The sequence below is a fragment of the Desulforhabdus amnigena genome, assembly GCF_027925305.1.
Classification (GTDB): domain Bacteria; phylum Desulfobacterota; class Syntrophobacteria; order Syntrophobacterales; family Syntrophobacteraceae; genus Desulforhabdus; species Desulforhabdus amnigena.
On the sequence record NZ_BSDR01000001.1, the window covers coordinates 2,979,519 to 2,992,077 of the forward strand.

Consider the following 12,559-nt stretch of genomic DNA (forward strand, 5'->3'; position numbering starts at 1 on the left):
CTCTTAATGCCCGCCCGTCAGAGGCACGAAGGCAACGGGCAGCACCTGCCTCGTTTTGATTTTCCCATCCATCGTTTTTTCCACCAGCATCAGTTGCTGGGTCATGAAAGAACCGCCGATGGGGATTACCATCCTGCCGCCGGGTTTCAGTTGTTCCACGAGAGGAGGAGGGATATGGCTGCCGGCAGCCGTTACCATAATTGCGTCGAAAGGGGCATGCTCTTTCCATCCATAATAGCCGTCGCCGACACGCACCTGCACGTTGCCGTATCCCAGGCGCTTCAGGCGTTCCCGCGCCGTCTCCCCCAGCTCTTCTATGATTTCAACGGAATACACTTCCCTGGCGCATTCCGCCAGAATCGCCGCCTGATAACCCGATCCCGTCCCCAGTTCGAACACCGTGTCTTCTTTTCCTACGTCCAACAGGTCGGTCATGACGGCCACTATGTAGGGCTGAGAAATGGTCTGCCCATGGCCGATGGGCAACGGCCGGTTTTCGTAAGCGTAGCGTCTCTGGCCATTCGAAACGAATTCATGGCGCGGCACCCGTCTCATGGCTTCCAGTACCTGCGGCCCCAGAGATCTCTTGCCGAGCTGCTCACGGGTAGATTGCACATCGGCCTCGATTTCCTTAACCATGCTCTCGCGTTGCACCTGATAAGGACTATTCTCCGAGGCGGAACTCCCCGTGCAACACAACACCAGGGGAAAAAGCAGGAAAAACGCTAAAATGCTTCGTATCATGGTTCTCCCTCCCGTAATAATAGAGGAATCGAAATCACAAGTCCTCGTGATAGTGCGGGTGCCCATGGATTCCCGGCCCAAAAAGAAAAAGGCCCTCGAGAAAATCACGGGTCAAAACATATCCCGTCTTGATCAGAGAATCAGACTCTGAAAAATCGTAATTGGCGACGGATAGTGGACAGGGAGAGGGCAGATAGAGGACGATTCTATCCTTTTTCAGCGAGGAAAGTTCACCCAGGGGCTGGCGATTGAGCATGATGGAGAAAAAATGCAAAGCCTTTTCAAGGGTCGTTTCAGGAGGTTCCTCCAGCATACAGGGATAACCCACATCGAACACCACCAATGTGCGGGCCCCTAGCTTTTGAGCCGACAGCAGCGGAACACGCGAAGTTACGGAACCGTCTATGAGTGTACGGCCTTTCATGATGACAGGAGGGAAAACAAAAGGGATTGCACTGCTAGCGAGAAGGCTCTCGTGGAGGCTTCCCGTTCTCAGGATAAAGGTATCACCGGATAAATAATCCGTGGCGGTGACAAAAGTGGGGATCAACTGGTCTTCGAAAGCATCCGGGATGTATCTGGCAATCAATCCCCGCAGCGCATCGGGGGACGCCAGGGCCTTGCGACCCGAGAGCAGATTGATGATTTCTCTTACCCCAATAGAACCAAACACATCCGTGAGTGTCAGTCCAAGCCATATTTCAGCAAGAGCTTCAATGCGTTCTTCGCCGAATCCCTGACCGATAAAGGCGGCATTGATCGCCCCCGCGGAACTGCCGATCACCAGATCGGGCGTTATGCCGGACTGGCATACGGCTCGCAGCATCCCGACCTGCATGGCCCCAAGAGAGACTCCCCCGGAGAATACAAATGCCAGAGGCCGGGGCAATGTTTCCAATGAATAAACATTCTGAGTGGAATCCATGGCAACCTCTTCAATCGATTGAATGTTTCAATCGTTTCATGAGGACTCGTAGCGGGCCGAGGAAGTCATGAAATTACAGCCTGCCGCAGGCATTGGGAAAAACCAAACAAAACAAGTGATTGGACGAACAGTTGTCCAAGCACCATTTTTTGTAGGTCATTCGTATGATATTCCACACCGTTTTTACCGGTAAGTCAACATTTGCCGAATCCCAGGAATAAAAAAGAATCAGGCGGATTCGGAAAAGCCGGTCCATTGTCGTCAATCTGCCTTGGCGGCAACGCGTTGTGTTTACCTCAGGGGATTGTGCTGCGCCGGATGCGGCCCTCTCCACAGCTTTTTCATATCCGCAAAGGGAGGTGCCCTGCGAAGAACAGTCTGACGATTTCAGTGTGCAACCCGAAAGCCAGATTTTCCGGTCGCTTGAGAATGAGCCTCTCCAGGCTCTCATCGGTTGGCTGGAAAGGCGGAAGGCTCTCCGATGCCCGGCGCCCCGCAATACCAAAAACCAACAAGGTTTCGTCCTCACCACTCCGCACTGCAAACTCCCGAATCTCTTCCGGAGAAATGGAAACACACGCCTCTTCCAGAACTTCCCGCGCCCCGGCTTCCTGCCAGGATTCCCCCAGGTTGATGTATCCGCCGGGCAAAGCCGGTTTCCCCACATGCGGTGCAATACCACGCCTGATCACCAGAATTCCATCGTCCACCGGAACCAATACAACCGCGACCGGCAGGGGATTCAGGAAAGTGATGTTCCCGCACAGGGTGCACGTCCTGGGCCAAGCGGCATTGCGGGGAAAAACCTGGCCACAGTAAGAACAATGAGAATTTTTTCGATACATTTTTAAACTCTTACACATGGTTTGCAGAAAAGGCAACGCGCCTTCATCCATCATTCCCCAAGATCAATCGATGTGGACTCACCCAGGTACTTCAGGTGACTGCCGCAACCACTTTCGCAATCCGTTCCCCAAAGCGGGGGATAAGAATGTTTCCGGGGAGGCCATACCCCGTTTGGCAATGGGACACGATAGATTAATACTACACAACCGCCATTATGGAGTCAAAATGTCCGTGGGATGCCTCTGTGCTTAGATTTCCTTTCTTTTTAGAGGAAACTCGCAAATCGAAGAGGTACAGTTCTTTTAACGACTCAAAAAGTGCACTCAAACAGAAGGTAGCGCCGCCTTCCACGGCGGTGCTACCAATATTGGATCACTAAAATGATTCATGTCGTTCCAATGGACTCCAAGCCTGGATTTTTCCCCGCTGATTTTCGGATTTGACCATTGTTCCCAACAAACCGCTCACCTAATCAAAGCCTGGAGACAGGCTACAGATTCAGCGATTTCCCCCTCAGTGGTCTGAATCGGTACTTTGGTACCCACACGATGTGGTTGGTATTGGCAGTGCCAAATTGTTTGTGATAACTTCCGAAATCGGCTCCTCTGCCACTCCTTGGCTTCAGTTGTGGGGACAACCCGGCCTTGGCATGTAGCAGATGAGCCGTTCGGAGGGCAAAGCCGCTGACCTCCGACCTCACCCTGAGGGCAAGGGGTTCTATGAAAGATTCATCCCTTCGTTCCGTTCCAAAGGACAAACGGATCACTTTGGGACAGCCTCCCAAGAAAGAAGTGAGCCATGTGGATTGTTCGTCTCGCATTGCGTCGTCCCTATACCTTCGTAGTAGCGGCGTTGGTGCTCTTGTTGCTGACCCCGTTCGTGCTGATTCGCACACCGACGGATATTTTCCCGGACATCAACATCCCGGTTGTGAGCGTAGTCTGGGTGTACAACGGTCTGAGCGCCCGCGAGGTGGAGGAGCGCATCATCTACAACCATGAGCGAATGATCAGTACCCTGGTCAACGACATCGAGCATACGGAGTCCACAGCCTACAACGGAGCCGGTGTGATCAAGGTGTTCCTCCAGCCCGGCGCTTCCGTTTCCGATGCAGTGGGGCAGATCGCAGCCAGCGGACAGACGGCGCTGCGCTTCCTGCCGCCTGGAGTCACCCCACCCTTTGTCATCCGCTACAATGCTTCCTCGGTGCCCATCCTTCAGTACAGCCTGGCCAGCCATAAATTCTCCGAGCAAGAGCTGCAGGACATGGCCATGAACCGCATCAAGATCGGTCTTTCGACCGTGAGAGGGGCTTCCGTGCCTTATCCGTACGGTGGAAAAGCACGAGTTGTGGCCGTGGATCTCGACCTGCCCGCCCTCCAGGCAAAGAACCTGGCGCCGCAGGATGTCGTCAATGCCTTCAATGCCCAGAATTTCGTTCTACCGAGCGGTACGGCGAAAATCGGCGAGACGGAATACAACGTTTCACTGGACAGCAATCCGGCAGTGCTTGCGGCTCTGAACGATCTACCCGTAAAGACCGTGAACGGCGCAGTGATCCGCGTCGGAGATGTGGCGCAGGTCCATGACGGCTACCAACCCCAGCAAAACGTCGTCCGGTTGGACGGCATGCGCGGCGTGCTGCTCACCATCTTGAAGACCGGCGCGGCCTCGACCTTGCGCGTTGTGGAAAGGGTAAAAAATGCCATGCCGCTGATCCTGAGCGGCCTTCCCTCCGAACTGGAGGTCAAGGAATTCGCCGACCAGTCGCTTTTTGTCCGTGCCGCTGTCAACAGCGTGGTGAAGGAGGGGTTGATCGCGGCAGCCCTGACGGCGGTGATGATTCTGCTCTTTCTGGGGTCCTGGCGGAGCACCTTCATCATCGCCCTTTCCATCCCTCTCTCGGTTCTGAGTTCCCTGGCCCTGCTCAGCGCACTGGGAGAAACCATCAACCTCATGACGCTGGGCGGTTTGGCGTTGGCTGTCGGGATTCTCGTGGACGACGCCACGGTTGAGATCGAGAACGTTCACCGTCAGATGGCTCTGGGAAAGCCCAATATTCAGGCCATCCTCGACGGAGCGCAGGAAATCGCCCTGCCGGCGTTCGTCTCGACGCTATGCATCTGTATCGTCTTCGTGCCAATGTTTTTTCTCACCGGAGTCGCCCGCTACCTCTTCGTCCCCTTGGCCGAAGCGGTCGTATTCGCCATGCTCGCAAGCTATGCGCTCTCGCGAACGCTCATCCCAACGCTTGTCATGTGGTTCTACCGCAACGTGGAATATCGAGGCCACGCGGCCGATCCCGGTGCGGTTTCCCTGTGGCTGCGCCCGTTCGTGGCCCTGCAGATCCGCTTTGAACAAGGTTTCGACAGGTTCAGGGAAGGCTACCGTACGCTCCTGGGCATGGTGTTGGCGCACCGTATTATTTTCGTGATCTTCTTCCCGGCGTTCTGTGTCGGGTCCTGGCTGCTCATCCCTCAGCTCGGCCAGGACTTCTTCCCGTCGGTCGATGCGGGCCACTTCCGGCTGCACGTTCGCGCCCACGGCGGACTGCGCATCGAGGAAACCACGCGGCTCGTGGATCGGGTCGAAGCCGTGATCCGGGAGGCGATCCCGGCCAAGGAGCTTGGCGGCATTCTCGACAACATCGGCATCCCCTTCGGCGGAGTGCCGCTCACCTATATCGACAACGGACTCACGGGAACCGGTGATGCGGATATTCTCGTTTCCCTCCTCCACGATCACCAGCCGACCGAGGGTTACGTGCGCCGGCTGCGCACCCGGCTCAATAGAGACTTTCCCGAAGCGACCTTCTATTTCCTGCCAGCCGATATTGTCAATCAGACCATCAACTTCGGATTGCCCGCACCCTTCGACATCCAGATCATGGGACGGGAGCGAGAAAAGAATCGGACCATTGCGGGGGGGATCGCCGAGAAGATTCGCAAAATCCCCGGAGCTGTGGACGTGCGAATCCAACAGCCTTTCGACCAGCCCGAGCTCCACTTTGCCGTCGACCGCATCAAAGCATCCCAGATCGGCCTTTCCGAACGTGACGTGGCCAACTCGGTGCTCCTGAGCCTTTCGGGCAGCAGCCAGGTACAGCCCAATTACTGGCTGAATCCGCAAAACGGGATTCAATACCCGGTGAGCATCAGGGTGCCGGAATATCCGATGAATTCCCTTTCCGCGCTCCATGCCATCCCGGTGAGCGCCAACCAGCCGGGCAAAAGCGATGCCCAGATCCTGGCCAACCTCGCCTCAGTCCAGCGAAGGAGCGGATCACCCATCTATTCCCACTACAACGTGATGCCGGTCATCGATGTCTTCGGCGGTGTGAGCGGCCGCGACCTGGGCGGCGTGCTGCGGGATATCGCCCCTATCATAGAGGCGGCTAAAAAAGAGCTTCCCAAGGGGAGTTCCATCATGCTGCGCGGCCAGGCGGATACGATGAACAAGAGCTTTACCGGTCTCGGCACCGGACTGGGGTTGGCGATAGCGCTTATCTACCTACTGCTGGTCGTCAACTTCCAGAGCTGGCTCGATCCGTTCATCATCATCACGGCCCTACCCGGCGCCCTGGCCGGCGTCGTGTGGGGGCTCTATCTCACCCTCACCACATTGAGCGTCCCCGCGTTGATGGGCGCCATCATGAGTCTGGGGGTTGCAACCGCAAACTCCGTCCTGGTGGTAACCTTTGCACGGAACAACCTCCAGCAGGGCCATGACCCTTTGACCTCCGCCTGGGAGGCAGGAGTCGGCCGATTGCGTCCGGTGCTCATGACGGCACTCGCCATGATCCTGGGCATGCTCCCCATGTCCCTTGCCCTGGGTGAAGGCGGCGAGCAAAACGCCCCGCTCGGCCGCGCGGTGATCGGAGGGCTCATTCTTGCTACCGTGGCAACTCTCTTCTTCGTGCCCGTAGTCTTCAGTCTGCTGCATAAAAATCGGTGAAGCGGTGAGTGGTGAGAGGTGGCGGATGGGGTATCATATTTTTAGAGAGCTGAGGGTTTGGCAGGAGGCGAAGCTGCTTGCAGTTGAGGAGCTCTTCTTTCTTGTGAACGGCCAATGCAACAAAATGAGAGCAATGCGGACTAAACTCATCCAATCAAGGAAACTTCAATGAGCCGAACCCCTTCATCTCTTCCCCGATCAACCGATTCCCTTGCTTACCGATTCACCCATTCACCGACTCACCTATTCACCGTTCTTACCATTTTAATCGTAATCGGTTTAATCGCAGGTCTCATACCACGAGCCAGCCGGCAAACGGAGCTGGGCGCCGAGACAGTGGAGCTTTCCGTTCCAACCGTAACTGTCGTTTCGCCGAAGCCGGGCCGGCCACCGACGAGCCTGTCCCTTCCCGCTGAGATCAAACCCTGGATTGAAGCACCTATTTATGCACGGGCCAATGGCTATTTGAAGCGGAGGCTTGTGGACATCGGCGCCCATGTCAAGGCTGGGCAGCTTCTGGCCGAAATCGATACGCCCGAACTCGATCAGGAGCTTGAGCGCGCAAAGGCCCAGCTTGCGCAGGCTGAAGCAGCCCTGGAGCTTGCCAGGATTACTGCAGCCCGGTGGGCCAATCTCCTGAAAACAGCCAGCGTGAGCGAGCAGGAAAACGCGGAGAAACAGGCCGATTTCAAGCTCAAGACCGCTCTTGCCGATTCGGCCCGGGCGGAAGTGAGGCGACAGGAAAAGCTCCAGTCCTTCACCCGCCTTACGGCCCCTTTTGCCGGCACCATTACGGTTCGCAACATCGATTCGGGAGACCTTATCGTAGCGGGTGGGGGCAAAGAGCTTTTCCACCTGGCTCAAACACAAAAGCTTCGGGTCTTCGTGCAGGTTCCGCAAGCGATGGCCCACAGCATTGCTCCAGGCCAGACCGCACAGATGCTCCTTCCAGAGCTTCCGGACAGGGAATTTCCGGCCAGAGTGATCCGCACAGCGGGTGCGATAGCGGCGGATTCGAGAACCCTGCCGGTGGAACTCGAAGTAGATAACCCGAAGGGTGAAATCCTTGCCGGAAGCTATGGGCAGATACGCTTCACCGAGGCGAAGACGGAGGCCGCACTGACGCTCCCTGCGAACACGATCATGTTCCGGACGGAAGGACCTCAGATCGGAGTTGTACAGGATGACGGCAGGGTCGAGCTGCGCACCGTGAAGCTTGGCCGCGACTTCGGGCAGGTGATCGAGATTATCGCGGGCGTGAGTGCAAAAGACCATGTCATCGTCAACCCTCCCGAATCTCTTGTCAGCGGCAGCACGGTGGTCGTTAGCGAAACGCCTAATGAGGGAAAAGGCCAATGGAAATAAGCCTGCATCCTTTTTTTTGTTCCCCGGCAAGGACTTGCCGGCTTCTCGCTTTCCCTCTGCTGCTGATTGTGATGGCAATTTCCGGTTGTGCCGTCGGTCCCGACTACCAGCGTCCTGAAGCCACGATCGTTCCTGAAGCTTTTTCCGGCGCCGAAGGTGAATGGAAAATCGCCGCTCCCCAAGCGCATTTGCCCAAAGGCAACTGGTGGGAAATATTTAACGATCCGGAGCTCAACCAGCTGGAAGCCGATGCCGCAGCGGCCAACCAGGACCTCAAGGTGGCTGCCGCCAGGTTCGAGCAAGCCCGGGCCGTCGCCAATGTCGCGCGCTCCGAGCTTTTCCCCCGAGTGGGGGTTGCTGCACTGCCCATATGGCAGCACGACTCTGAAAACCGTCCTGCGGGAGGTAAGCCCGGCCAAACCTATGACAACTACACCGTGCCTTTCGATCTGAGCTATGAGCTGGATCTCTGGGGGCGAGTACGGCGCACGGTCGAATCCTCGACCGCTCAACAGGAAGCAATTGCGGACGATGTCGTAGCGGTAAGACTGGCCATACAGGCTGAAGTGGCAGCCGATTACTTCACGATTCGCGCCCTGGATGCCGACAAGGCACTGCTTCTCTCAAGCATCGAAGTCTACCGCAAGTCCCTCGCGCTAGTCCGAAACCGCAGAGCCGGCGGCATGGTCTCGGATCTCGACGTGGCGCAGGCGGAAACCGTCCTTAAGACCGCAGAAGCTCAACTGCCCGACACCGCGCTACAGCGCGCGAAATTTCAAAACGCACTTGCGGTGCTGACTGGAAAGATCGCCTCCCTTTTTCACGTGGCCGAGCGACCGCTCCAAATGGAGCCCCTCGTCGTTCCTCCCGGCTTGCCCTCCGAGCTGCTCGAGCGCAGGCCCGATATCGCCGCCGCCGAACGGCGAATGGCGGCGGCCAACGCCAACATCGGCGTGGCTGCGGCTGCATTTTTTCCCACCGTCAAGTTCAATGGGCTGGCCGGTTTTCAGGGTGGAGAAGTCGGTACATTGTTCGACTGGCCAAGCCGCCTCTGGGCCGTCGGACCATCTCTCACCTTGCCTTTGTTCCAGGGAGGCCAGCTCACCGCCAACCTTCGCCGGGCGAAAGCGGCATATGAGGAATCCGTCGCCAAATACCGCGGAACCGTGCTTGCTGCATTCGCGGATGTTGAAAACAATCTGGCGGCCGAGCATTTGCTTGCCGGCCAATACGACCGGGTTATGGATGCGCTGAAGGCCGCTCGCAAGCAGCTGGAAATCGCCAACAACCGTTACACCTCAGGCCTTGTGACATATCTCGAGGTCGCGACGGCGCAGAATGTGGTGCTTTCGACCGAACGTGCAAGCGTTCGGCTATGTGGTCAACAACTGGTTGCAACCGTGGCACTGATCAAATCCCTGGGAGGCGGCTGGAAGGAAGAAACGGTGAATCGGTGAATCGCATAACCGACTTGCCCTTACGATTCATCCGCCAGACCGATCCACCGGCTCCCCCATTCACCTATCCACCGATTGCTCAAACGGCCGGCAGAACCCGCTTCGCAGCAAATACGCCTAATTTTCTGAACACTCCTCCCTCAACAAATCTCAACTTTTTTGACTTCCGGCCGCAAGTTTTTTGTCTTTCAGTTGTTTAACAATATGTAACCGACGGAACGGATTGCACTGGAGGAGGGGAAATTGACTGCAACTATCTACCGGGTTTTATCCGGTTTTAAATCCTTCAGGGAAGACAATTCACGAGGTGAGCAAGAAAGGGGCGATCATGAATGGAATGGAGGTATCAATTTCAATGAATGAAACACGAAAGCAGGTTGCACCGTCTGATGTGGGGCGGGTCAAGCTCTGGAATATTGCCCGCACCTTCCTGGGAATCGGACTGGCTTCCTTCAGCCTGGCCGCACTCGGAGAAGCCAAAAACTGGATGACAAAAAAGAGGAGGTGGTTTACCGACGATGAATACATGCAGGGTCTGGGGCTTTCTCAGCTCCTGCCGGGAGCGCCCACGGTAAATCTATCGTCCTACCTGGGCTTCCGCCTGCGGGGTCTCCCCGGAGCGGCGGTCGCCACGGTTTGCTTTCTAATCCCATGTTTTCTGCTCATGCTGCTGCTCTCCCATCTTTATTTCCGGTACGGCGAGATGCCTGTGGTTTCAGGGCTTTTCCACGGCCTCGGCGCTCTGGTAGTGGGCTTGGTATTCAATACCATTCTCAATCTCTGGAGATCCGGGGTGAAGACCGTTTTCAACTGGCTGATGGCTGCGGCCGGCTTCGCCATGGTTTTCTGGTTCAAAATGGGGGTCATCAAGATCCTGCTCATCACCGGCGTTGCAAGCATCATCATGGTTCTGCTTACTCACCGATTTCCTGTACTCTCCCACTGGATCGGAAGCTGGAACGACCTGAGAAGGCACTTGGCGAGATCCAACGTTCCAACCGGCGACATGAAGCCCCGGCAGGTGGCCGATGATGGCGCTGCAGACTATGTTTCGGCCTGCAGTCGGGTCGAGTTGCCCCTGCATTGGAGTAAGGTTATCCTACTGGTCTTCTGGCTGGCCTTGATATTGGCCGTTGACCTGGCACTGATCCACTTGAAGCCGGAACTGATGCAGATGGGCAGCAGCTTTTTGCGGATTGGTGCCGTTACTTTCGGCAGCGGTTACGCCATGCTCCCCTTCATTCAGAACACCGTAGTCAGCGAGTTCGGTTGGCTCACCAACCAGCAGTTTGCGGTTGCACTGGCTCTGAGCCTGATCACACCGGGCCCTGTAACGATCATCAGTGCCTTCATCGGCTACAAGGTGGCCGGCATTGCCGGAGCAGCCTTGGGCATGGTGAACATGTATTTTCCCGCCTGGGCCATGACAACGCTGGTGACCGCACCATATGCCAGAGCCGGTCAGGTGGTCCATGTGAGGCAGGTGATCGGCGGCATCGTGGCTGCTTTTATCGGGACTCTCGTTGTGGTGCTGATCAAGATTTCAGCGGATACGCTGGTTGATATTCCCACGATAGTCATGGCTGCGGGGGCTTTCATCGTGCAGCGGTTCGTGAAGGTGGACACGGTGTGGATTGTGCTTGGCGGCGCGTTGGTGTCCCTTGCGGTTTTCCACTGAGGCACTTTTATGAGGTGGGAAATATCAGTCTCCATGCGTGACCTGAACAGGAGGTATCGATGAACGGACGGACCTGCCCGATTGAGAAGATGAAAAAGTTGCTCGTGGCAACGGATGGGACAGAAGCAAGCCAGGGGGCGGTTGCCGCTGCCCTGGAGCTTGCAAAGAACTGCTCGGTCGAGATGCTTGCCGTGGCGGTGGTTTTGACCAATCCCGAAGATGAAAACGCGGTACCCTTCGTCATCGCACAAGCAGAGAAGGATATGGAGCAAAGGGTCAATGCCGTCAAGGCCATGGCGGAAGAGGCGGGCATCGACTGCGGGGTCATCGTAAAGAGAGGAGACGATCCGTATTGGGAAATAGTCAATGAGGCGAAGAAGAATAAGGCGGACATGATCGTCATGGGTACCCATGGCAGGAGAGGGATCAAACGGTTCGTGATGGGAAGCGTTACGGCAAGTGTCATTGGGCATGCTCCGTGCCAAGTCCTCGTGATTCCTGCCCACGCAAAAGTTGACTTCGGGACCATCCTCGCAGCTACGGATGGTTCGAAGCATGGCGATGCGGCGGTTAAGGAGGCTATTGCCATCGCAAAAGTTTGCAGTAGCCTGCTTGTCGTTGTGTCTGTCGCCTCTTCCGACGACGAAGCGCCAGCCACCAAAGAGAGTGTCAAGCAGGCCCTTGTTCTTGCAGACAAAGAAAAGGTTGAGAAAGAGGGAATGGTTCTGCGTGGCAATGCCGGCGAAGCTATCGTGGAAGCTGCAGAGCAAAAGGGTGCCGGTCTCATAGTCATGGGAAGCCATGGAAGGACGGGCCTCATGAATCTTTTCATGGGCAGTGTGACGGAGTACGTCCTAAGCCATGGAAACATCCCGATCCTGGTGGCCACGGCAAGATGAAACCTGCAGCTCTTTTGCGATTTGTTTGCTTGAGAGTGCCAGGGCTGGGCAACTATCGGCATTGAGACTTTTGAGTGCTCTATGGAAGACCCCGAATTCGATCTCATCAGAGCTATCGCGGACGGAGATGAGACAGCCTTTGAGAAACTCGTAAGGCGCTATCAGAACCCTGTTATCACTTTCATTTACAGGTATGTAGGAGACTTCTATTCGGCTCAGGACCTTACCCAGGAGGTATTTCTACGGGTATTCCAAGCGGCGCCGAGGTTCAAGCCCAAAGCGAAGGTTTCCAACTGGGTATTCAGGATCGCTTACAACCTCGCTGCAAACGAGCTCAAGCACCGCAAGCGTATGGATGGTTTCCATGCCCGAATATCAACTGAAGACCCCGATTTTCGCGGAAGTCCGCCCGCAAGCCGTACGGGGGCAAGGAGCAGGGAGTTGGAAGAGTGCCTGATGGCCGCTATGGGCCGGCTTCCAGAAAACCAGAGGGCCGCTTTACTCCTTAGGGTTGACGAGGGACTGTCTTACCTGGAAATCAGCACGATCCTGAACGTCTCCGTTGCAAGCGTCGAATCCCTGATCTTCAGAGCGCGCCGCCGTTTGAAGCAACTTGTGAGATCCTCGGCCGAAATTCCCCCTTAGGCGCTGATCGTGGCAATTACGCAGCCCGATCGTCATTTCGAGCGTA

9 protein-coding genes and 1 pseudogene are annotated in these 12,559 nt (G+C 56.2%); 6 read left to right on the forward strand and 4 right to left on the reverse strand.

Annotation, left to right across the window (positions count from 1 at the left end):
* Positions 1–3 precede the first annotated feature (3 nt).
* From QMG16_RS12670 to QMG16_RS19740, 4 genes and pseudogenes are all read right to left on the reverse strand, one after another.
* The gene (locus QMG16_RS12670) at positions 4–810 is read right to left on the reverse strand and encodes a protein-L-isoaspartate(D-aspartate) O-methyltransferase (protein ID WP_373878677.1); all 807 of its coding nucleotides are present in this window, start codon (positions 808–810) and stop codon (positions 4–6) included.
* Positions 779–1,669, reverse strand: a complete 891-nt coding sequence (locus tag QMG16_RS12675; RefSeq protein WP_281794708.1) for a patatin-like phospholipase family protein — start codon at positions 1,667–1,669, stop codon at positions 779–781. The genes QMG16_RS12670 and QMG16_RS12675 overlap by 32 nt, the downstream gene beginning before the upstream one ends.
* A gap of 341 nt (positions 1,670–2,010) precedes the next feature.
* Entirely contained in the window at positions 2,011–2,514 is a 504-nt protein-coding gene (locus QMG16_RS12680; RefSeq protein WP_281794710.1) for an NUDIX domain-containing protein, read from the reverse strand.
* A 506-nt stretch (positions 2,515–3,020) separates the two neighbouring features.
* A pseudogene (locus tag QMG16_RS19740) lies at positions 3,021–3,090 on the reverse strand (IS200/IS605 family transposase); the annotation flags it as partial.
* Positions 3,091–3,313: 223 nt separating this feature from the next.
* On the opposite strand from QMG16_RS19740, the gene QMG16_RS12685 reads away from it, so the two are divergent.
* The 6 genes from QMG16_RS12685 to QMG16_RS12710 all read left to right on the forward strand — a co-directional run bounded on the left by QMG16_RS12685 (position 3,314) and on the right by QMG16_RS12710 (position 12,513).
* Positions 3,314–6,469: an efflux RND transporter permease subunit gene (locus QMG16_RS12685; protein WP_281794712.1), complete on the forward strand. Its 3,156-nt coding sequence runs from the start codon at positions 3,314–3,316 to the stop codon at positions 6,467–6,469.
* Positions 6,470–6,637: 168 nt separating this feature from the next.
* Positions 6,638–7,834 carry an efflux RND transporter periplasmic adaptor subunit gene (locus tag QMG16_RS12690; RefSeq protein WP_281794714.1) on the forward strand — a complete coding sequence of 399 codons (1,197 nt, stop codon included), beginning with the start codon at positions 6,638–6,640 and terminating at the stop codon, positions 7,832–7,834.
* Entirely contained in the window at positions 7,825–9,291 is a 1,467-nt protein-coding gene (locus tag QMG16_RS12695) for an efflux transporter outer membrane subunit (RefSeq protein ID WP_281794715.1), read from the forward strand. The genes QMG16_RS12690 and QMG16_RS12695 overlap by 10 nt, the downstream gene beginning before the upstream one ends.
* 355 nt (positions 9,292–9,646) lie before the next feature.
* Positions 9,647–10,969, forward strand: a complete 1,323-nt coding sequence (gene chrA / locus QMG16_RS12700; RefSeq protein WP_281794717.1) for a chromate efflux transporter — start codon at positions 9,647–9,649, stop codon at positions 10,967–10,969.
* Between the two features lie 59 nt (positions 10,970–11,028).
* On the forward strand, positions 11,029–11,868 hold the full coding sequence (locus tag QMG16_RS12705) for a universal stress protein (protein WP_281794718.1): 840 nt from the start codon (positions 11,029–11,031) through the stop codon (positions 11,866–11,868).
* A gap of 81 nt (positions 11,869–11,949) precedes the next feature.
* Positions 11,950–12,513, forward strand: coding sequence for an RNA polymerase sigma factor (locus tag QMG16_RS12710; RefSeq protein ID WP_281794720.1), 564 nt, complete (start codon positions 11,950–11,952; stop codon positions 12,511–12,513).
* Positions 12,514–12,559: the final 46 nt, after the last annotated feature.